At 62.4% G+C, this 22,614-nt stretch carries 15 protein-coding genes; 12 read left to right on the top strand and 3 right to left on the bottom strand.

What is annotated here, in order from left to right:
- The first annotated feature begins 17 nt into the window (after nt 1-17).
- Nucleotides 18-1,715 carry a DUF726 domain-containing protein gene (locus AB0O87_RS02925; RefSeq protein ID WP_363511567.1) on the top strand — a complete coding sequence of 566 codons (1,698 nt, stop codon included), beginning with the start codon at nt 18-20 and terminating at the stop codon, nt 1,713-1,715.
- Nucleotides 1,716-2,020: 305 nt separating this feature from the next.
- Here the strand turns inward: AB0O87_RS02925 and AB0O87_RS02920 are convergent, their stop codons facing one another.
- On the bottom strand, nt 2,021-3,145 hold the full coding sequence (locus tag AB0O87_RS02920; protein WP_363511565.1) for an ROK family transcriptional regulator: 1,125 nt from the start codon (nt 3,143-3,145) through the stop codon (nt 2,021-2,023).
- Between the two features lie 239 nt (nt 3,146-3,384).
- Here AB0O87_RS02920 and AB0O87_RS02915 point away from each other — a divergent pair, with 239 nt between their 5' ends.
- The 8 genes from AB0O87_RS02915 (at nt 3,385) to AB0O87_RS02880 (ending at nt 11,219) form a co-directional block, all read left to right on the top strand.
- Nucleotides 3,385-4,515, top strand: coding sequence for a substrate-binding domain-containing protein (locus AB0O87_RS02915; RefSeq protein ID WP_363511563.1), 1,131 nt, complete (start codon nt 3,385-3,387; stop codon nt 4,513-4,515).
- A gap of 105 nt (nt 4,516-4,620) precedes the next feature.
- A complete protein-coding gene (locus AB0O87_RS02910) occupies nt 4,621-5,634 on the top strand; it encodes a hypothetical protein (RefSeq protein WP_363511561.1) in 1,014 nt (337 codons plus the stop codon).
- On the top strand, nt 5,631-6,590 hold the full coding sequence (locus tag AB0O87_RS02905) for an ROK family protein (RefSeq protein ID WP_363511559.1): 960 nt from the start codon (nt 5,631-5,633) through the stop codon (nt 6,588-6,590). The genes AB0O87_RS02910 and AB0O87_RS02905 overlap by 4 nt, the downstream gene beginning before the upstream one ends.
- Nucleotides 6,587-7,591 carry an ABC transporter permease gene (locus tag AB0O87_RS02900; RefSeq protein WP_363511557.1) on the top strand — a complete coding sequence of 335 codons (1,005 nt, stop codon included), beginning with the start codon at nt 6,587-6,589 and terminating at the stop codon, nt 7,589-7,591. The genes AB0O87_RS02905 and AB0O87_RS02900 overlap by 4 nt, the downstream gene beginning before the upstream one ends.
- Before the next feature lie 12 nt (nt 7,592-7,603).
- A complete protein-coding gene (locus AB0O87_RS02895) occupies nt 7,604-8,836 on the top strand; it encodes an alanine racemase (protein WP_363511555.1) in 1,233 nt (410 codons plus the stop codon).
- A 24-nt stretch (nt 8,837-8,860) separates the two neighbouring features.
- A complete protein-coding gene (locus AB0O87_RS02890) occupies nt 8,861-9,637 on the top strand; it encodes an ATP-binding cassette domain-containing protein (protein WP_363511553.1) in 777 nt (258 codons plus the stop codon).
- A gap of 11 nt (nt 9,638-9,648) precedes the next feature.
- Nucleotides 9,649-10,662, top strand: a complete 1,014-nt coding sequence (locus AB0O87_RS02885; RefSeq protein WP_363511551.1) for an SIS domain-containing protein — start codon at nt 9,649-9,651, stop codon at nt 10,660-10,662.
- Between the two features lie 200 nt (nt 10,663-10,862).
- Nucleotides 10,863-11,219 (top strand): hypothetical protein, encoded by a 357-nt coding sequence (locus AB0O87_RS02880; RefSeq protein WP_363511549.1) that lies wholly within the window; start codon nt 10,863-10,865, stop codon nt 11,217-11,219.
- 24 nt (nt 11,220-11,243) lie between these two features.
- On the opposite strand, the gene AB0O87_RS02875 is transcribed toward AB0O87_RS02880, so the two are convergent.
- Complete coding sequence (locus tag AB0O87_RS02875; protein WP_363512896.1) at nt 11,244-11,699, bottom strand: Lrp/AsnC family transcriptional regulator; 456 nt, start codon at nt 11,697-11,699, stop codon at nt 11,244-11,246.
- A 233-nt stretch (nt 11,700-11,932) separates the two neighbouring features.
- On the opposite strand from AB0O87_RS02875, the gene AB0O87_RS02870 reads away from it, so the two are divergent.
- Nucleotides 11,933-14,278, top strand: coding sequence for a pyruvate dehydrogenase (locus tag AB0O87_RS02870; RefSeq protein ID WP_363511547.1), 2,346 nt, complete (start codon nt 11,933-11,935; stop codon nt 14,276-14,278).
- Here the strand turns inward: AB0O87_RS02870 and AB0O87_RS02865 are convergent.
- A complete protein-coding gene (locus AB0O87_RS02865; RefSeq protein ID WP_363511545.1) occupies nt 14,259-15,947 on the bottom strand; it encodes a hypothetical protein in 1,689 nt (562 codons plus the stop codon). The genes AB0O87_RS02870 and AB0O87_RS02865 overlap by 20 nt on opposite strands.
- A gap of 213 nt (nt 15,948-16,160) precedes the next feature.
- Here AB0O87_RS02865 and AB0O87_RS02860 point away from each other — a divergent pair, with 213 nt between their 5' ends.
- Nucleotides 16,161-16,763, top strand: a complete 603-nt coding sequence (locus AB0O87_RS02860) for a class I SAM-dependent methyltransferase (RefSeq protein WP_363511543.1) — start codon at nt 16,161-16,163, stop codon at nt 16,761-16,763.
- Between the two features lie 204 nt (nt 16,764-16,967).
- Nucleotides 16,968-22,556, top strand: coding sequence for a DUF11 domain-containing protein (locus AB0O87_RS02855; protein WP_363511541.1), 5,589 nt, complete (start codon nt 16,968-16,970; stop codon nt 22,554-22,556).
- Nucleotides 22,557-22,614: the final 58 nt, after the last annotated feature.

Here is a 22,614-nt window from a genome sequence, read left to right as displayed (position 1 = left end):
TATGGCACTATCTACTCATGCCGGGATCGATACATGTCTATGTCATTGAAGGAACCCACCTCAGAGTGGATGTGGGTTCAGACCAGGGAGCGAAGCTCTCGCTCGTTGGTGAGTCCACGGACCTGGAACCGGTCGTGGAGAGTGGTGGAGTGCTCGAGAGCAATCCCGCACTGCGTAGCAATATGTGGGCCTACGCGAAAACTTGGTACGCAGCTCGAATGACGTCGAATGCCGACGCTCTAGCTTTTGCCGACCCGGCGGAGCAGAAGGCAGCGCTAAAGCAGACGGAAGAGGACAGGCGGACTGCGCAAAAGCGCGCTGATGTCTACGCCAAGACCGCTCAGTGGATTGCGGACGTCGCCGATGACGTGTCGATGCTTGACGTGGAGCACGGATGGTGTTCTTCATGTTTTTTCCTGACAGAGCATAGAAAGTCGAATCGTCCCGCAGGGCAGCTCCCGGTATATGTATGCAAAGGGTGCGGATCACCGACGCTTCCCTGCGTCGCAGTCGGGTGCGACAACATGGCCGTTCGGGAACGTGGGGCGATTCGCATTCCGCAGTTCTGTGCCGAACACCGCCACGATATCCCTGGCTTTGAGAAAGCCCAGGGCAGCTTCGGGGAGCTTTACGACTACGAGGAGTTTCTCAAGTACGAGGAGCCGGATCTCGACAAAATCTCGAAGATTGCTGCAGGTAGCGTCCTCGCATTGGGCGTTGCAGTGCCTCTTGGGCTTCTCGCCGCGCCCGCAATCGGTGGCGCGATCGGGTCCCTCGGCATCTTCGGCGGCTTCTCGGGCGCGGCTGCAACTTCGCACGGTCTTGCGCTGCTGGGGGGAGGAAGCTTGGCCGCTGGTGGACTTGGAATGGCCGGTGGTACAGCTGTCGTCACTGCTGTGGGCGCCGCGGTCGGTGGCGCGCTGGGTGCGTCAGTATCAAACGCGTATCTGCGTGAAGATAACTCGTTCCGCATCGAACTTCTCCGCACCGGTGCGGGCGGCGTTCCTGTTGTCGTCGCAAGCGGTTTTCTCACCGACGGACAGGGCGAAAAGTGGGGAGGCTGGAAGTCCATCGTCAATGAGCGATACCCGGACTCTCCTGTCTATCGGGTTTGGTGGGGGGCCAAGGAGCTTCGCGACTTTGGTGTGCTTGGAGCGAACCTCGTCAGCAAAGCTGGCGGTACAGCGGCGATCAAGACCGCAGCGGCTATCGGAACAAAACAGGGAGCGAAGGTCATCGGTGGCGTCGTCGGACCAACGATGGTCGCCGCCGACCTCGCCAAAAATCCGTGGCATGTCGCGAAGAGCCGAGCAGACAAAACTGGTGTGATTGTTGGCGATCTGCTGGCCCGTACTGAAGCGGAGTCTTACGTTCTCATCGGTCACAGCCTGGGAGCGCGTGTGATGGCGGTTGCCGCCGAAGCTCTCGGCACGAAGCCGGGTGGACCAAGAATCCAATCTGCTCACTTACTGGGCGCAGCTATCGGCCACAAGGGGAACTGGGATAATCTCACCGCCGCCGTTGACGGAGTCGTTTACGGTTATCACTCGGCTACTGACAACGTGTTGAAGTACGTCTACAAGTTCGCCCAGCCGGGCGAGACGGCGGCCGGTCTCGTTGGTTTCGCCCCCGAGTCCAGCAAGCTCCAGAACATCGACGTTTCAGACAGGGTCAAGACGCATTTCGACTACCAGAGCAATGTCGAGCTCCTCTAAAAGACCCTCGACTCACTAGCTCGCGTTGGATGCTGCCAGCAACGCCTCAAGTTGCTCGTGTGGGGCGCACCCGCCTGTAAACGCGAGTATCCGCTCGACCGGAATGCTCGCCATCATGCGGGCCATATCGGTGCCCCCATCAAGTCGTTGCCCGGCGCCGGTGTCGGCATCGCAAGCCCGACTCGGCCACCTGTTCCTACTTGTGAAGGGTGCCCAGCAACCCTCGAACCTCGGGCCAGAGTGAGTCGAGCTTGCCATCAGATCACAGCTCGCGTTGGCTGCTGCGCCGCAGGCGTCCTGCGCGCCTATTCCGCGCGACGGGGGAGTGTCGCGAGAGCGTCGACGGCAACTCCCAGCTCTGGGTAGACACGGTGGAGTCCGGAAACGGCGGCACCGACAGCTCCAGACATGTCGCCGAGTTGCGGGAGCACGAGTCGCGGCGACGAGTTGAGGTTCTCTTTGAGCGCGTCTTCGTAGCGCGGCAAGCTCGACGCCAGAGACTTCGAGATGCCACCACCGAGAATGATCGTCTCCGGGTCGCAGCTCACGGTGAGTGCTGTGAGGACGACTAAGAGGGCGTGATCGAAATGTGTGCGGAGCTGTGCCAGTGGGCGAGCTGGGCTGTCGGCGAATAGGTCGCCTGGCCCGTCGAGGTCAACCGAGGCATCGGCGGCTTGCCGCATGATTCCCGGCCCTGTGACCAGGTGTTCCACGCGGTCGCCAGAGACGCCGACGGGGAGGTGCCCGAACTCGCCAATGAGACCCCTTCGCCCGTGCAAGATGGCGCCGTCGACAGCCAGCGCAGCACCGAGGCCAGCGCCAAGGTTCAGCATCGCCGCGGCCGATTGGCCTCGGGCGATGCCAAAGCGCTGCTCCCCGAGGAGTGCATAGTTCACGTCGTTGTCGACGTCGAGCGGAACGCCGAAACTCGTGTGCAACGCGTCGAGGAACCGGGGATCCTCTACCTGCGGAAGGTTCGGCGCGTTCGACACCGTTCCCTGCTCGCGATTGACTGCACCAGGCAGGCCCACGCACGCGTATCGCACGAGGGGCCACCGTTCTCCGGCGGCTTGCTTGACCTCTGACGCGACCCAATCTGCAAGGCCATCCGCGGACAGGTTCGTCGGCGTCGTCACCTCGCTTGAGGTGACGACAGAGCCAACAAGATCTGCGACGACGTAGCGGGTGTTGGCGGCGCCGATGTCTACTCCCACGACATAGGTGTTGTCAGCAACCACGTCGAGGAGAACGGGACGGCGTCCTCGGCTTTCGGAGACAACGGCTGAGAGCTCGTGGACGAGCCCTTCGTCGGTCAGCTGGTCGACTACCCGCGAAACGGTTGCGGCTGATACTCCGATCGATTGGGCGATTTGAGTCCGGCTGACGGGCCGAGAACGCAGCAGTTCTGTGAGGACGGCGGACCGGTTCATCTCTCGTGTGTCCTGCACCATTGCGACTTCCACTTCCCGTACTTCATCACCGCCACCGTGAGACCAAAGTATGCCATCTCTGCAGCGCGAGGCGGGAGGCGGCGTCACAGGGCTCAGAAATTAGGTCTTGCTTTTATTTGCAACCTGAAACTAAAGTGTCAGCTAATCCAGCTGAGGCCATCGACTGGACTGCCGAGACACCCGATCCAGCACTCATCTTGCGAAAGGCTCTCCCGCTCATGAACTCTCCGTTTACACAGACTCGAACACCTAAACGGGCTCTTGTAGCCCTCGCGCTCGTCGCGGGACTCGCCCTCAGCGGTTGCAGTGCGGGGGCATCACCCGAGGCCGAAGAATCCAGCGGCCCCGCCGTTGAGCCGAGCCTCGCGTTCACAGGCCCTGGCGGCGAGGTCCCCGGTGCCCTCGACGACCTCGTACTGACCGACGAAGAGATGGCGGAGGTCGAAGCAGGCAACTTCACGGCCGCATTCGTGTGGCACACCTCCTCCGAATTCGTCACCGCCGTCGAAGAGGGCGCCACGGAGGAGTTCGAGAAACTCGGTATCGAGGTTGTCGCCAGCACGCAGGCGGACTTCGACGCGGCGACCCAGGCAAACAACCTTCAGACCGTTCTTGCTCTTGACCCCGACATCATTGTGACGATCGCCGTTGATCCCACGTCTGCCGCGGCAACCTTCCAGCCTGCTGTGGATGCAGGCACAAAACTCGTCATCATGACCACTCCGCCAGCGGGCTACACTGCCGGCGATCAGTTCGTATCCATCGTGACCGAGTCACTCACCGAGGCAGGCAAGATCAACGCCGATTTGCTGGGCGACGCGCTCGGCGGAGAGGGCGAGGTCGGCTACATGTTCCACGATGCCGACTTCTGGTTCACAAATCAGCGCGACCAGGCATTCAAAGATTGGACCGCGTACTCCTACCCCGACATCGACATCGTCGCGGAGCAGGGATTCACTGACGAAGCTGCTACCCAAGAGGTCGCGGCAGCGATGATCGCACGCAATCCGAACCTCAAAGGCATCTACGTGTCGTGGGCTACAGCAGCACAGGGCGTTGTCGCAGCGATTCGCGACGCGGGCCGCACCGACATCAAAGTCGTGACCAATGATCTCGACGCCACCCTGGCCGCCGACATGGTGGCAGGAGGCAACGTGGTGGGACTCGTCGGCAACGGTTCCATCAGTCTGGGTAAGGGTCTCGCAATTGCTAGTGCATACGGCGTGATCGACAAGGAAGCCCCCGAGCTGGTCGCGATCACCCCAATGGGAGCCACCGCTGACAACATCGTTGAGGCCTGGGAAGACGACTACGGCACAGAGCCGCCGAGCAGCGTCACCGGGAAGTAACCCCACCGGCTGTGGGTGGGGATCCCGATGTGCATCCTCCATCGAGATCCCCACTCGCGCACCAAGACACCCTCAAGCCGCACCGACGCCAGAAAGAAGCATGACGTGGCGCACGTACAGACGGTCCTCGGACCAGTAGAGAAACACTCCCTCGGCCGGATCATGCCGCACGAGCATCTGTTCTCGCTCGTTCCTGGGCCCTGGCTCACCGGTGGTGCACGCGACACGCACATTGAGCTCGCCGTCGATGCCCTCCAAGGCCTTCCCACCGCCGGGTTCGGCACCGTGGTCGACCTCAGCCCGTATGGCGTGGTGGGACGCGATATCGATGGGGTCAACGTCGAAGCGCTCGCCGAAGTCTCGCGGCGCACTGGGCTCAACATTGTCGCTGGCTCGGCGGTGTACCTCGAGTCGTTCTCTCCTCGCTGGGCTCTCGATGCTTCGCTCGACGATCTCGCGGCGCGGTTCATTGCCGATGCCACCTCTGGCATCGGCAGCACCAGCGTCTCGGCAGGAATCTTTGGCGAACAGGCGACAAGCCTCGATCAGATCACCGCTCACGAAGACAAGTGTCTGCGCGCCGCCGCCCGCGCCGCGGTGGAGACAGGGCTGGCGCTCGCAACTCACACCACGCACGGCACTATGGCGCTCGAGCAGATTCAGATCCTCCGCAGCGAGGGCATCGACCTGGATCGCGTCGTCATCGGGCACATGGATACTCACGCCGACCCCACTTACGTGCGGCGCGTTCTCGACCAAGGAGTCAACATCGCCATCGACACGATCGGCAAGCAGGTGTGGGAGTTTTTCCTTGGCCCCGCCACGCACCGAGACGAAGGTGAGTTCACGAAACGCTCCTATTTTCGATCTGACGAAAAGCGCGCCGACCTCGTCGCAGAACTCATCGCGGAAGGGCACGGAGACCGCATAACCCTTGCGCTCGACCTCACGGGTGCCGAAGTGTGGATGAACCCCACGACCCACGGCCAGACCGGATACAGCTACCTCAGCGAAGTCTTTCTGCCGATGCTGCGCGACCGCGGGGTGACCGGCGACCAGTGTGAACAGCTGATCACCGACAATCCTGCACGCCTCCTGCTTGTCGAGGGAGCATCATGACAACTGCAGCCTCGACCGGAAACACGCACTCTTCGATCTATGTCGTCGGGATAGATGTCGGCGGAACCAAGATTCATGCCGGCCTCGTGGACGCAAACGGAGACATCGTTGCGGAGACCACCGTTCCCACCCATGTCGCAAGCGGCGCCGACCTCGCTTCCCAACTCGTCGAGGTGATTGGCAACCTCGCCGACCTGGGCGGCGTCACCCTCTCTCAGATAGTTGCCACGGGGATCGGCGGCGCCGGCGTACCCAACGACACTGCGGGTTTCGATCTCGCTCCCAACCTCAGCGCCACCGAGAACGGCCTTTCTGAAGACCTCGAAGCCGCGCTTGGGCATCCGGTCCTGCTGGAAAACGACGTGAACGTAGCCGCTGTCGGAGAGCTGCATAGCGGAGTCGGTCGCGAGTCAGACAACTTCGTTTACGTGGCAGTTGGCACCGGAATCGGGATGGGCATTGTTGCGAACGGGTCGCTTGTGCGCGGCGCCACGGGTGCCGCAGGCGAGATTGGCTACCTTCCGATTGGTGCCGACCCGTTTGATGAGCGGAACCATCGCCGCGGCCCGCTGGAGGAAAGCCTCGCCGGGCATACTCTGGCCGACCGTTACAGGCTCAGCACCGGGCGCACCATCACCACGCGCGAAGTGTTCGACCGAGTTGCCGAAGACGACGAACATGCCGTCGCTGCCGTCAGTGACGAGGCCAAGCATTTGGCGCTAGGTCTCGCGGCGGTGAACGCGGTACTCAACCCCGAGATCATCGTCCTCGGTGGCGGTGTGGGTTCCCGCCCTGAGCTTCTCCTGCCCCTCGCGGCGTGGCTCCTCGAACTCGGCATCCCTTCTATTGACGTCCGTCTCAGCGAGCTCGGACACCGTGCTCCGGTAGTCGGAGCAGCGCGCCTCGCGCTAGACCACATTCTCGCCCCCCTTGTTTCGAAAGGCCTGACCCGATGAGCGCCGCAGCCCCTCAGCAAGCCCCCAATCGATCGGCACCAACGCAGCGTTCCTTGCTGACGCGGCTGAGCGAGGTGACGTGGAGCAACTACGTCGTCTATATCGGGTTCGCCGTCGTCTTTTTGTTCTTCGCGGTCACTCAGACGCAGTACTTTCTCACAGGCACGAACCTGGTGAATATCGTGATCCAGGCGGCGCCGATCACGATCATGGCGATCGGCATGGTGTTCGTTCTCAGTACCGGCGAGATCGATCTCTCGATCGGCTCTGTCGTTGCTCTGTCTGCGTTGACAGGAGCCGTCACGCTCGAAGCGACGGGGTTGTGGTGGTTGGCTGCGCTCGCGGGGCTCGCCATCGGTGCGGCGGTCGGCCTCGTCAACGGGATCTTTGTCACGTGGGTGCGGTTGCCTTCATTCTTGGTGACGCTCGCGATGTTGGGAATTGTTGCGGGCCTCGCTCGTCAGCTGACCGAGCTGCAGTCCGTCCCGGTCACCGACCCGACCTTTGTCTGGTTGTTCGGTGGCGGAAACTTCCTCGGGCTGCCGATCCTGTTGTGGTGGACGGCCGCAGCCGTTCTTGTTGGCTGGCACTTCTTGCGTCAGCGTCGTTACGGCGCGCACGTCCTCGCTGTCGGTAACAGTGCCCCGGCCGCCAGGGTGAGCGGCATCAAGGTGAACCGCGTGCGCATCATGGTTTTCGTCGGTAGCGCGACGGCGGCCGCACTGGCCGGTCTGCTGTATGCCGGCCGCCTACAAGGTGCCCGCTACACGCTCGGCGAGGCAGATCTGTTGACGGTGATCGCCGCCGTGATCGTGGGTGGCACCAGCCTGTTCGGAGGAAGAGGCACGGTGATCGGTGCGCTCATCGGCAGTCTGCTGATGAGCATGATCAATAACGGGCTCATACTCGCTGGCTTGAACGTTTCTCAGCAGATGATCGTTCGCGGCATCATCATTCTCATCGCGGTCTCGTTTAGCCTCCGTGGCAAGAAGAACAGCTAGGAGCGACACCACATGTTTCTGAATCTCCTTCGTCGGCGCAACGCACCGCTCCTTAACGCGGCAGCCGCGCTGCACCAGGCTGGCAAGATTCCGGCCAACACCTACGTGATCGACCTTGACGCTGTAGGCCGCAACGCCGCCGCTTTTGTCGCAGAGACCTCCAGGCTCGGGCTCACGCCGTTCGCGATGACCAAGCAGATCGGACGCAATCCAGACGTCTCCCGCACTTTGGTCGCTAATGGCCTCACCCACGCGGTCGGTGTCGATCTGGAGTGCGCTGTCGCCGCCACCACCGGTGGACTCGCTGTGGGGCACCTAGGCCATTTGGTGCAGATCCCGCGCCATCAGACATCTATCGCTGCTGCGACGGAACCTCTCTACTGGACGGTGTTTAACGAGGAGAAGGCGCGAGAAGTCGCTCTCGCGGCGATCGCACGCGGACGGGTGCAAGACCTGCTTCTTCGCGTGGTCGCCCCCGGCGATCGGTTCTACACAGGACACGAGGGTGGCTTTGCGCTCGACGACCTCGTCGCAGCTGCCGATCGCATCGACAGCATCCCTGGAGTGCGCGTGGCAGGGGTGACGACCTTCCCCGCCACGCTCTTTGACGCGATTTCTGGCCAAGCGCAGGCCACACCCAACCGCGCCACCCTGACCAAAGCAAAAGAGATGCTTCTCGCCTCTGGCCGCAGTCACGTCGAAGTGAACGCTCCTGGCACCACTTCTGTGTCTGTCTTGGAATCTCTTGCAAGCGCAGGGGCAACGCAGGTCGAGCCGGGGCATGGCCTTACAGGGACCACGCCACTGCACGCCGTCGAAGATCTTGTCGAAGAGCCAGCCATCGCCTACGTCAGCGAAGTGTCGCATTTTCACGACGGCTCGGCCTACGTGTTCGGCGGCGGCCTCTATGTTGATCCGGTGCTGGGCGGCAGCGCGACGCAGGCGCTGGTGTATCCGGCAGGATCTGTCGATACCGATGGGGCACACGATCGTGACGTCGATATGCCGGCGCCAGAGGCGATCGACTACTACTGCCGCATTCCGCTCGGCGACACGGCGTCGTCTTCCGGCGGTCGCGTAGAGGTCGGCGACACCGTCATCTTCGGATTTCGACCGCAGGTGTTCGTCACCCGCGGTCTCACCGCCGCGATCTCCGGTATCTCGACTGGCAACCCCCATGTCGAAGGGATCTGGGCCGCCGATGGCTCCGCTCCTCTCGTTCCTTTCTCTTCCACGCCTGCGTAACGTTTCTCAGAACAGGACACGCTGATGAATTCACTACCTGCCACCGCTGATAGCCCCGCTGGCACCACCGACCCCGCGCTGCGACTTGTCGGTATCCATAAGAACTTTGGTGGCGTCGTCGCCATCAAGCGCTTTGATCTTGAGGTGATGCCAGGCGAGATTGTCGCGCTCGTCGGCGATAACGGCGCAGGCAAGTCGACTCTGATCAAGATCATCTCCGGTCTCTATCAGCCCAGTGAGGGGGAGATTTGGCTCAACGGCGAACCGGCGAAGTTCCGTGATGCTTCAGACGCCCGCGCCAAGGGCGTGGAGGTCGTCTACCAAGACTTGGCGCTGGTGCAGGATCAGCCGGTGTACATGAACATGTTTCTCGGTCGTGAGCTGACAAAAGGGCCGCTGAGGATTCTCGACCGCAAGAAGATGGCGCGTCAGACACAGGAGCTCGTGGACACTCTGGATGTGCGCATTCCTTCCGCACGCGCGACTTTGAGTGATCTTTCTGGTGGTCAGCGACAGGGCGTGGCGATCTGTCGGGCGACGCACTGGGCATCTGGGCTTGTGCTCTTGGATGAGCCGACCGCTGCTCTCGGTGTGGCGGAGACGGCGAAGGTCGAAGAAACAATCGCGAAGCTGCGCGAGCGCGGTGCTGCCGTGCTCATCGTCAGTCACAACATGGAGCAGGTCTTCCGACTCGCCGACCGTGTGGCTGTATTGCGCCGGGGGACTCAGGTCGGCGTGAAGAAGCTCGCAGACACGAGCCACAACGAGCTCGTCGCCATGATCACCGGGTTGCAGTCGTGACAGGCGCGCACATGCGTGCCGAGATCGACGAGCAGCCCGAGAGGTGGCTTGACTTCGCCCGCACACAGCGGGAGGCCGTGCACTCCGCAGCTGCCCTCATTCGGAATGTAGATCCCGCGCTCCTGGTGTTCGCTGCTCGTGGCTCTAGTGATCACGCCGCTCAATACGGGCAGTACCTTGCCCACAATCTCCTCAACATTCCGGCGATGTTGGCGACGCCGAGCACCTTCACCGCTTTCGACACAGAGCTGCGTTTCCCTCGATCCGTCATGCTCGCCGTCTCGCAGTCAGGTGAGTCTCCAGACCTGCTCGCGACGGTGCGCTCTAGTCAGCGCGCAGGTGTTGCCGTGATTGCCTTCACCAACAACGCGGACAGCTCATTGGCGCGGCTCGGCGATGTTCATGTGGCGCTCGCTGCTGGTCCTGAACTGTCTGTGGCTGCGACGAAGACCTACACGGCAGAGCTGTTGGCGCTCTACTCCGTGCTTTCGCACGCCGCGGGTATCGAGTGGAGCGACACGCACCAGTCGATTCAGACGGCTGCCGCAGCAGGTGCCGAGCTCCTTGCGGCGAGCGGGCCCCTAATTTCGAGCTGGAGCGCGGAGCTTGCGGATGCTGCTCGTGTTCTTGTCGTTGGCCGTGGCTACTCCATGTCTTCTGCGAAAGAGGCCGCTCTGAAACTTATGGAGACGAACGGCATCGCCGCTTCGGGATGGAGTGCCGCAGACGCCAAGCATGGCCCGCTAGGCCAGGTCGTGCCAGGCACCCCAGTGATCTTTCTGACAGCGAGCCCAGGCGGGCGTGAATCTGTCGAAACGTTCGCAAACGATGTTGTGGCGTTGAGTGGACGTCCGATCGTGCTTGATTCATCCTTCCCCGGCCTGTCTTACGCCGGCCTGGATCCTGCGCTTGTTCCACTGCTTGAAATCATCCCGCTGCAGATCTTGGCACTGCAGCTCGCGGTGTCTCGAGGGTTGGACCCTGACCGCCCGACTGGGCTGAAAAAAGTCACACGAACGCACTAACAGCGGTGGGTTCGTGGCGCTGGGGTTTCTATACGAGTGTCAGTGTCGGTCTGCTCACGAGCGATGCGCTTACTTTTTCGGCTTACTTTAATAACATGACGCATGGCGCCGATGTGGACGAGCTCAGGTCGGGAAGTGATCATCTTTCACGTGATGCAGTTGGGGCCGGCGATCCGGCGTTTCAGGGAGGAGAATCCAGCATGAACGAAGGCCATGTCGACTACGACGCGCTGAGCGACAGGTACGCAGATCCGGCGGCGACGATCATCCCTTCGGGTCCCGCGCGAACAGGCGAGGATGCGGCCGCTGCAGGTCGGGAGTTTGCCGTCGCTGAGTATGGATCGGTTGAGGCCATGCAGCAGGAGATTCGCCGGGGGCGCCCACGGATCGGTGCCGAACCAGCGCGAGCAGCGACAACGCGAACAGTCAGGGCGACGCTGTCCGATCGGGAGTGGGAGGCGTTCGAGCAACTCCGCGCCCAAAGAGGCGCTCGTCAAGCGGAACTCGTTCGCGAGGCGGTTCACTTCTATCTCGTTGAGCATCGCGCAGCGAGCTAGTCCCGCAACAAGATCGTCAGTGCCTTAAAGCAGCTGCTCGATGCGGTACGGCACCATCTCGCGCATGACGAGCCCGGTGGTCGTGCGTTTTACGCCGTCAACATCGAGGATCCGCCCGGCGATGCGGTAGAGGTCGTCGGCGTCGCGGGCGACCACTCGAATCATCAGGTCGCTGATGCCGGAGAGTCCGAGAACTTCGGTGACCTCCGGGATTGTGGAGAGCGCCTCGCCGACCTGGTCGAGCTTGCGCTGAGTGACCTTGGTGAGCACGTAGGCGTGCAGAGGAAAACCGAGAGCGCCGGGGTCTACGCGTCGTTGGAACGAACGCAGCGTGCCATCTTCGTCCCACCGGCTCAGGCGGGCACGCACGGTGTTGCGCGCGAGGCCGGTCGCCTCGGCCAGCGCGACGATGGTCGCCCCGGGAGATCGGGTCAGCTGGCGGATCAGGCTGCGGTCCGTGTGGTCGGCGATCTTCCTCATAGACACAGTGCTCAGCTTCTCTCGTGGTGAGTCGGCGAAATTGCGCGTTCTGAATAGTTTAGAGAGTGACAGTTGTCCATTGCGATCTCTGCTGATCCAATAGCAGAAAGATTTGCTTTACTCCGCTCCCGCCTGTGGCGCTCACAACGCGCGCAAGGCGACTGCCTCAGAAAGGCAGGAGCATTCGAGGTTTCGGCGACGTCGCCGAAACCGATTCCCGAGGATGTCGCCGCATGACCATCTCTGCCCCCGTCGCCCCCGCCACTGCCATCGACTCGCGTGCCGATCTCCGCGCGCTCGCCGCCATCGAGCAGCGTGTGCTGTGGCTTTCGACGTCGATGATTCATCACGCCAACCGAGTGCGCCCGAACCCCTCCGGGCTCAAGGTGGGTGGACATCAGGCGTCGAGCGCATCGATTGCGACCATCATGACGGCGCTGTGGTTCGATCAGCTTCGCCCGGAAGATCGGGTCTCGGCGAAGCCGCACGCCTCACCTGTTCTGCACGGCATCAACTACCTGCTCGGTGAGCTGGAAGACGAGCAGATGACGACCCTGCGCGAGTTCGGTGGCATCCAGAGCTATCCGAGCCGCTCGAAAGATCCAGACACGGTGGACTACTCCACCGGTTCTGTCGGCATCGGTGCCACGGCGCCCATCTGGGGTGCAATCGCACGCCGTTACTCTGCGACTATCTCGACGACTTCAGCCCGTGGTCGGCAGTACTCCCTCGTGGGGGATGCAGAACTCGACGAAGGTGCGGTGTGGGAGGCGTTGCTCGACTCGCACGTGCCAGACCTCGGCGAGCTGGTGTGGATCGTGGATCTCAACCGGCAGTCGCTCGACCGTGTGGTGCCGAACATTGCGGCCCGCAAGCTGGAGCGGATGTTTGATGCCGCAGGGTGGCAGGTGCTCACCGTGCCGTTTGGGCACCGGTTGGAACGCTTCTTCGCGCGGCAGGGCGGAACGGAGCTACGCGACAGAATCCTCGGCATGCCCAACGCCGAGTACCAGCGGCTGTTGCGCTGTAGCGCCACCGAGCTGCGTCACCGCTTGCCTGGCGCTGATGCGGCCGCACCTGCGATCCGGGCTCTGCTTGACGGCATCGGCGACGCCGAGCTGGTCGAGACCATCCGCAACCTTGGCGGACACGACCTCGCCGCTCTGCGGGAGGCATTCGCGCAAATCGACGATGAGCGTCCGACTGTCATCATCGCCTACACGATCAAAGGCAATGGGCTGCCGACTGCTGGGCACCCCCAGAACCATTCCTCGCTGCTGGCAGACGAACAGTACGCCGCGTTCGCCGCCGAGACGGGCATGGATGTGTCCGCGCCGTGGCAGCGGTTTGATCCGGAGTCGGAAGAGGGGCAGCTGTGTGCCGAGACGGCTGAACGGTTGCGTCGCGATCCGGTGCCGACGGCAATCCCCCCGGCTGTTCCGACCGACTTTGGCCGCACCCCGAGCGGCACCGGTGCCACCCAAGCCGCGCTCGGACGCGTGCTGCTTGACCTCACCCGTTCGGCCCCGGCTGTGGCGCGCAGGGTGGTCACAGCCAGTCCTGATGTGAGTTCGAGCACGAACCTCGCCGGTTGGCTGAACAAGGTCGGAGTGTGGTCAACGCAGGATCGGCAGGACTGGTTTGACGATGACCCGGAGACGATCATGCACTGGCGTGAGCGTCCGAGTGGGCAACACATCGAACTCGGCATTGCCGAGGTCAACCTGGTGAGCCTGCTCGGTGAGCTCGGCGCGACCTGGAGCCGTTGGGGTGAACCGCTGTATCCGATCGGCGTGCTCTATGACCCGTTCGTGGAGCGGGCCCTCGAACCCTGGTCGTATGGGATGTATGCGGGTGGGCAGTCGATTCTGGTCGGCACTCCCTCTGGCGTCACGCTCGCTGCCGAGGGTGGTGCGCACCAGTCCATCAAGACACCTTCTATCGGACTAGAGCAGCCAGAGCTGCTCAGCTTCGAACCCGCTTTTGTGCAAGAAGTCGAATGGATGCTGCTCGCCGCGATGGCACAGATGGGGCGCCCTGGTGGTCGCTCCGCATACCTGCGGCTGTCGACCAAGCCGGTCGATCAGACTCTGGCGGCAGTCCCCGCCGATCCGGCGGCTCGAGAGCGGCGTCGTCGCCAGGTGGTTGCTGGCGGGTACCGGCTGCGCACAGCGTCCACGCCGGTAGCGACGCTCGTGGCGATGGGCGCGATGGTGCCAGATGCCTTGGAGGCAGCGAACCGGCTTGCCGACCTCGGCCGCGACGTCGACGTGGTGTGCGTCACGAGTGCAGGGATGCTGTTCGAGGCGATGCAGTCGCGCAAGGGGCAGGATGCGGGGGAGAGCTGGATACTCGACCAGGTGCTGCCAGCCGACCGCGCGACACCGATGGTGACCGTTCTTGACGGTCACCCGCACGCGCTGGCGTTCCTCGCCGGTGTGCACGGCGTGCAGAGTCGGCACCTCGGCGTGAGCCGCTTCGGGCAAGCAGGCAACCTCGCCGATGTGTACCGCTATCACGGCATTGACTCCGACAGCATGGTGCGTGCCGTTCTCGACCTCACCGACCACGTCCTGTAACGGTTGTGGGGGCGCTGGTCACGGAGTTCCCCGCGGCATCCGTGGCGGTGACGGTGTACTCCTGTTGCATTCCCAGACGCGCAGATCGATCGTTCAACACGATTGCGGTCTGATCCCACTCCGTTCCATCGGCCGCTACGGAATCAATGGGCGTATCGGTGCCGCTGCGCCACAGGTCGTAGGTGAGTGTCAGATCGTCTCTGTCCCAGTTTCCCGGAATCGAAACCTCGACTTGGCCTGGTCCTGAGAACTCCGCCGTCGGCGCCCATTGGGCATCTGCCAACCGCGGGCCGTCCTTCGCGCCGCCTGGTGGGGAGGTGGAGAACCGCACTAATCCTGCGAACTCGCCACCGTTGACTGACACAAACTCGCCACCGATCGAGATCAAGTCTCCTGCGCCGGTGATCGAAAGGCCCGCCTGCGAAAGTCCGGTCGAGTTGCCAATGCTCCAGGTTGGGCTCCACGCGTATTGCGCAGGTGCTGGTGCACCGCCCCAGTCCTGGAATCGGCTGTTGGTTTGTGTGCCCAGCGTGCCTCGCGCGTCTGTGGTGAATGCCGCGGAGTGTCGATACGTTTCGGTCGATTGAGCCTCTTGCATCCCCATCGTCTCGCACGAGTGCATGTGGTTGGTGGTGTACACAACGTCACCGGTGGAATAGACGCCATAGCTGTCGCCGAGGCAATCGGAGATCCAACGCACCTCACCGGTGCCGGCTTCCGCTGCGAAAGCCCCCTCGAGTTGCACGGTACCTGGAACGGAGTATGACCAACCCGTGCCGTACACGCCCGATGCGTCAACAGCGAGACTGAAAATGCCCGCCCTGCCCGTGGCATCGCTGTTGTTGATTGTCCGCGAAACTCCCCAGCGCTCGTCTAACGCGCCGGAGGTCTTGTCGAGGGCAGCGATGCCCCCGATCGACGAATTACCGTTCACCTCAGAGAAGCGACCGCCGACAATAACTTTCGCTCCCGCGGGGTCCATCACCATCGCATCGACTTGGTGATCAGTCTGCGGCGCCCAGGTTGCAAGGGTTGCCGTTTGATCGTCGATTGCGGCGAGATTCTTGCGGCCGCTGCCGTTGACTTGAGTGAACGATCCGCCCAGATAGATGTTCGGCCCATCAACAGCAATCGCATAGACGCCCGTTCCTCCCACGATCGGAGCAACTTCTGGAATGAGCTCTCCGGTCGTGGCGTCTAAGGCGGCAAAGTTCCAGCGGTCCTCACCGTTCACGCTGGTGAAAGACCCACCGATATAGACCCGTTCACCATCAGCCGACGCGGCAACTGCCTTGATCGCACCGTTGACCTGAGGTGCGAACGGCAAGAGCTCCCCAGATTGAATGTCGTATGCCAGCGCGTTCGCCCGCGCCGTGCGCGCGCCGCCGGTACCTGTCGATGCCTCACGTGCGTTGTCGAAATCACCCACAGCAAAGACCGTCGAACCGATCGTTGTCTGTGCCCACACATACCCGTCATCAATCTGCACCGTCGGAATCGGATCAGAGGTCACGACGTCTGCACTGCGTTGCACCAACAGCGAGCCTGTCGGCGGCACGACGTCGGCGGCCGATGCGGGGGCCGCGGCAATGACACTGACAGTCAGCAGCGCCGCCCAACCCAGTGCAATAGACCTCCTTCGGCCACCAAATACTTTGAATTTTCCCAAGAGTGCCCCCCACCCAACTTTCACCACAGACGATCCCAGTTGAATTCGCGGCTCAGCCTCACGTCAAGCGATTGGCGGGGTTGTTCCATCTGAAGCGGAAAAGCTGGACTCGAGGAGGCGCGGGCGGGCCCAGACGTGGTTCTGAAATACTCACTGATACTGGATGATCGTTGCAGGGATCTGCGCCAGCGACCGAAACTTTCGGAGGGTCATATGACCAGTGATGCGCGTGTTCGCCAGAGCTACACCGACCGTGCAAGCGAGTACACGGCGCTCTTGGGTGACATCGATCAGATGGACACGAGGGACCGAGCGCGCATCGCTCGGTGGGCTGAGGGGATCGACGGTCGCCTCCTCGATATCGGGTGCGGTCCCGGTCACTGGACCGCGTTTCTCGCCGATCGCGGATGCGCGGTGGAGGGCATCGATCTAGTGCCGGCCTTCATCGAAGGAGCCTCCGCTCGTTTTCCGCACATTCCTTTCAGAGTTGCGTCTTTGACCGACCTCGACGCGGAGCAGGATTCCTTTGGTGGGGTGCTCGCCTGGTACTCGATCATCCATGCACCCGCAGAAGAGATTCCGTCATTGCTGGCTGCCGTCCGCCGCGTGATCCCGGAGGGCGGCAGACTCCTCCTGGGGTTTTTTGATGGACCGGATGGCGAACCCTTCCCGCATGCCGTGACGACGGCGCATACCTGGACCATTCCGGGCATGGCAGAGCTGCTGTGTCACGCCGGTTTTTTGGTGAATGACAGCGAGTCACGAGTGTCTGAGGGGCAGCGCCCGCACGCCTCGATATCCGCAACGGCGGTGTAGTGGGTCGAGGGTGAGCCGCGGGTGGTTTTTGTCTCGCTACGTCGAGCGAGCCCTACTTCTCCTCTCTGCTGTTGCTAACAATGGGCGCGACCGCTCTGCGTAGCCATGCCCGTTGTGCTGCGCCAGAGGTGAACGGGTTAGGGAGAAACACGAATGCTTGGCGCGCCCAAAACTTCCCATAGCGATCGCAGGAGCCGACGTGGGGTGCTCCGGCGACGGTTGTCCGGCATCGCCTCACTGTCACTCGTCGTCGGGTTGCTGGCGACAGCTTCTCCTCTCGCCGCCTCTCCTGCTCACGCGGCGCCGGGTGATGCCTTCGACGGCGCCCGAGCGACGGTCTTCGTGGCGCAGAACGCCGTCGGTGCGGGAACCGGTCTCTTTCGCTCTGAAACAGAAGGCGACGGAACCTTCGCCTTTACCGCCGAGGGTGCTCCCGCCAGCGGAACGTACAACGCCATCGGCTACAACACCGCAGACGACTACATCTATGGCTCCACAACGTCGACAATCGGCACCATCCCGCCTCGCGCGTTCGTGCGCATTGGGCAAGACGGCGTCGTGACCAGGGTGGGAACCTACACCTTCCCTTTCGCCCAATATGCGGGAGCTTTCAACGCCGACGATGGGCTTTACTACTCGACACAGTGGACTTCGGGTCAGCCCACTCTTTATGCGCTCAACGCGGCGACGGGAACGGTGGCCTTTACCCGCACGATCGCAGGAACCGGTTGGGGCGTTGCCGACTTTGAGTACCTCGGCGGGTACTTCTGGGGCGTGGACTCGATGGGAAATCTGCCTCCGGGAACGCTTATGCGTATTGACCCCGGCAACGGGGCGGTCGCGTTCTTTGAGGGTGTGATTCCCGACGCCGCGGCGGGTTCTTGGGGGGCGGCGTGGAGATTCGGAAACGGCAACCTCGGGTTCTCCCACAACGCCTCCGGCACCATCGCTCAGATCAAGATCACCAATCCAGAAGCTGCTGCCCCGACCTTCGAGATAGTCGATGTTGTGAGGGGGCCGCTCTCTAACGGCAACGATGGCACGGCTATCCCCGGTGATCCTGTCGACCTTTCGATCACGAAAGAAGGTCCAGCAACCTTTCGCCCCGGTGGCACGATCAGTTACACGCTGACAGTAACGAACGACGGTCCTGGTGAATCCAGCGGTTGGGTGATCAAGGATGCCGCGCCAAGCGAGCTTTCGAACGTCACCGCTTCGGGAGATGGAACCTGCACCGTCGTCGGCAACAACGTCAGCTGTTCTGGTGGACGACTCGCAGCCGGTGCGTCTGCCGAGATCGTGCTGACCGGCGACACCGCCACCACGGAGCGCGCGTGCCTGACCAATACCGCCAGCGTCGGCGGCAACGAGAAAGACGACGACGAGAGCAACAACGCCAACTCCGCGACCAGCTGCGCGCAACTGATCGAGATAACAAAGAGCTCCGACGCCTCGGCGCAGACACGAGTGGGCGATACGGTCACCTACCAGGTGAGTGCCACCAACGTCGGTGCGTCGGATTTCACCGAGGCGGAGCCCGCGTATGTGTTTGATGACCTTTCCGCAGTCGTCGATGACGCTGTCTACAACGACGATGCGACGGCTTCTCGGCCGGGAAGTACCTCCTATAACGCCCCAGTGTTGACCTGGTCTGGTGCGCTCGCCGCTGGCGAAGCTGTGGATTTGGAGTACAGCGTCACGCTGCGCGCAGGGGGCGATGGCCTCGTGCGCAACGTCGCGTGGGAGCCTGAGGACCCGAACGCGCCGACACCCCCCGACTGTGACCCCGCTGTTGACGGACAGGACGCGGCGACGGGGGAGACCTGCGCGCAGAGCGAGTTCCTGCTGCCGAAACTCTCGATCGACAAGTCCGCCAACCGCACCGACTTGCCAGCGGTAGGGGAATCGGTGGAGTACACCGTGACGATTCGGAACCAAGGTCCTGGGGACTTCACCTCTGAGGAGCCGGCCACCTTCACCGACGATCTCTCCGCAGTACTCGACGATGCAACACTCGACTCCGGGGCTGCCGCCAGCGTCGGAACGGTTTCGTTTGCGTCCCCTGAACTGTCTTGGACAGGCGTTCTGGCCTCGGGGGAGTCGGCAACGATCACGTACTCGGTGACCTACACAGGCGACGGGGATCAGATTCTTACAAACCACGCGTGTCTCCCCGCCAGCGATATCGCCACGGGGCACCCCCAGTGCGACACAGTGACAATTCCTGGGTCTGGGCTGTCGCAATGGAAGCAAGCGACAGGGTCTTCGCCGCCCCTGGTTGCGGGCTCGACCATCACCTACACGCTCTTCTTTGACAACGATGGCCAGGCTGCCGCTACGGTAGACGCGGTTGATGACCTAACCCACGTCCTCGATGACGCCGATGTCACGGTCGAACCATCGTCTGCAGACGGCTTAACCGCGGTTCGCAATGGCGCAGAGATCAGCGTCAGCGGTTCAGTGCCAGCCGGCGAGCTGTACACCGTCACCTATACCGTCACTGTGTTGCCAGATGCGCAGCGAGGTGACGACACCGCTTCCAACTTCTTGCTCGCGCCGGGTGAAGAGCCGCCGACCGATGGAGTGTGTGATCCCGCTGATTCCGAAGCACCCACGTGCACCAGCAACCCGATTAGCGGTATCTCGTACGACAAGACCGTCGTGGCCTCGGAGACGCCAGTGCGCGAGGGCACTGAACTCACGTACACCGTCGTCGTTACCAATACCGGCGCGACGACGGTAGATGTCGCGCGTGATGACGATCTGAGCGATGTGCTTGACGATGCATCTCTCACGACCACGCCGCAGTCCGACACCTCGAGCGTCACTGTCGACGGGCCTGAAGACGGCCTACTCCAGATCCGAGGCACCTTGGCCGTCGGTGAAGTCGCAGAGATCACCTACACCGCCACCGTCAATGCGCAGAGCGATCGGGGCAACAACACCGCGGCAAACTACCTTGTGACTCCAGGACAAGCCCCCGATCCAGACTGTGACCCGGCCGATGGACAGTGCACCCTCACACCGATTCAGAGCTACACAGTGTCGAAGACGGCAGATTCCGCTGTGGCAGCACCCGGTGATGTCATCACATACACAGTCGAGATCGCAAACACGGGAGCGACCGCTTTCACAGCTGCCGATCCGGTGAGTTTCACCGATGACCTGTCGGCGGTGCTCGATGATGCCGTGTACAACGGCGACGTGAGCGCGGGCGGGACTGTGGAAGATGACGTGCTCACCTGGTCCGGCGCACTTAACGTCGGCGAGACCGCAGAGGTGACGTATTCCGTTACCGTGAACGACCCCGCTACCGGTGACGGAGTGTTGACAAACGCTGTGGTTCCGCAGGCCCCTGGCGGGGATTGTGCCCCCGATGCCGACTGTTCCGTCAGCACGTTGGTCTCTTCCTACACCGTGGAGAAGCAGGCATCGTCGACCACGGCATTGCCTGGCGACACCATTGACTACACGATCACGGTCACCAATACCGGCGAAGTGGACTACACCGCGGATGCCCCCGCGTCTTTCACAGACGACCTCTCGGATGTGCTCGATGACGCTGTTTACAACAACGATGCCTCTGAGGGGGCCTCAGTCGACGATGGCGTACTGAGCTGGGCGGGGCCGCTCCAGGCCGGTCAATCGTTGATCGTGACGTACTCCGTCACAATCAACGACCCGGTCACAGGTGACCAGAATCTCAGCAACGCCGTCGTCCCCACGAGCCCAGGTGGGGTGTGCGCTCCTGATCAAAGCTGTGAAACGGCGTCTGCCGTCGCATCCTTCGCGGTTTCGAAAGCTGTCGATCTGCCGTCAGCGTTGCCCGGCCAGACAGTGACGTACACCGTTACCGTGACCAACACCGGCGCAGTTGACTATTCGGATCTCACACCAGCGTCGTTCACGGACGACCTCTCTGGGGTGCTCGATGACGCGACGTATAACGGCGATGCCTCGGAGGGGGCATCTGTCACGGGCAGCACGCTCACATGGACTGGCGCGCTCGCCGCGGGAGCCACCGTCGACGTGACCTACTCTGTGACTCTCGATGACCCGCTCACGGGCGATCATGAGCTCGTGAATGTCGTGACGCCAGCGGCTCCGGGAGGCGAGTGCGACGAGCAGTGCTCGACCCAGACGCCGGTCGGTTCTTTCCGGGTGGAAAAGTCGACCACCTCCACTGAAGTGCTCCCTGGCGAGGTCGTCGAGTACGAGATCGTCGTTGCCAATACGGGTCAGACGGCCTTTACAAACGAAGCACCGGCGAGCTTCGTCGATGATCTTTCGAAGGTGCTCGACGATGCAACCTACAACGGTGACGCCCGCAGCTCCCGTGGTGACAGCGTCGATGTGACCGGTGGAGTGATCTCCTGGAGCGGGCCGCTCGCGATCGGGGAGTCCATCACTGTGACGTACTCGGTCACTGTGAGTGACTCGCTGACGGGGGATCAGCTGCTGCAGAACGCGGTGGTGACACCTCCTGGCGCAGGCGGTAACTGCGCGGTGGGGTCTAGCGACCCCGCGTGCGTCGCCAACGTGCCGTCAGGGTCTTTCACGGTCTCCAAAACCTCGGACCTAGAAAGTGCGTTCCCCGGTGAGGTGGTGAGGTACACAATCACGGTGACCAACACCGGACCGATTGACTACACCGACGAAGAGCCTGTGTCATTCACCGACGACCTCTCGCGGGTGCTCGATGACGCTTCGTACAACGAGGATGTCTCGCATGGTGGCGCTCTTGTGGGCACGGAACTCGTGTGGAGCGGGCCGTTGGGTGCGGGTGAGAGCGTTGACGTGACCTATTCGGTCACGGTGCATGCGCCGGTCACCGGTGACTCCATGTTGCGCAACATCGTTGCTCCCACGGCGCCAGGCGGTTCCTGCGTCGAAGGCGGATGCGTTACTCAAACGCCGGTCGCGTCGTACGCAGTCGCCAAGTCAGCTTCGGTGGCCGATGTCTCCCTCGGCGGCACAGTGACCTATTCGGTTATCGTGACAAACACCGGACAGGTGGACTATTCAGCAGAGCAGCCGGCGTCTATCTCCGACGACCTTTCCGGTGTTCTCGACGACGCTACCTATAACGACGATGCGACCCAGGGTGCGGTTGTTGCGGGAACGGAGCTGAGCTGGTCAGGGGGGATCGAGGTAGGGCAGTCAGTTACGATCACCTATTCGGTCACCGTAGAGCAGCCAGCGACCGGAGATGGCCTGTTGCGCAACGCTGTCGTGGGCGATGCTCCCGGTGGGGCATGTTCCCCGACCGGTGAGTGTGTGACCGAAACGCCTATTGCGTCATACGCCGTCAACAAGACCGCCTCTACGCAGAGCGCCACCATCGGCGACACGATCGTCTACTCGATCTCGGTGACGAACACAGGGCAGGTGGCCTTCACTGAAGAGCGCCCCGCTTCCTTCACCGACGACCTCAGTGACGCTCTTGCGCTCGGCGAGTACAACGGAGACGTCACGCATGGCGGCACCTTCGCGTCGCCGGTATTGAGTTGGGCTGGCGCACTGGCTGTCGGAGAAACGGTCACGCTGACCTACTCGGTCACGGTGGCGCACGCGGGCACGATCGAGAACGTCGTCGTCACTCCGCCAGGATCAGGAGGCAACTGCGGTGCAGAATCCAGTGATCCTGACTGTCAGACGGTGACCCCGGTTCTGCCACCGCTGGCAGTCACCGGTGGGCAAATCTGGGGTATCGGTGGCGCGGTTGGTGCCTTTCTCCTAGGCCTCGGTGCGTGGTTTGTCGCGCGCCGACGTGCAGTGGTGACGATGGGCTAGGAGAATGCTGGTGGGACGTTCCCGACGTCCCACCAGCATTCGTCGGCTCAGGGCGCAC

The organism is Microbacterium sp. NPDC076768, assembly GCF_040687205.1.
Taxonomy (GTDB): Bacteria; Actinomycetota; Actinomycetes; order Actinomycetales; family Microbacteriaceae; genus Microbacterium.
This window is presented reverse-complemented; position numbering and strand designations above follow the sequence as displayed.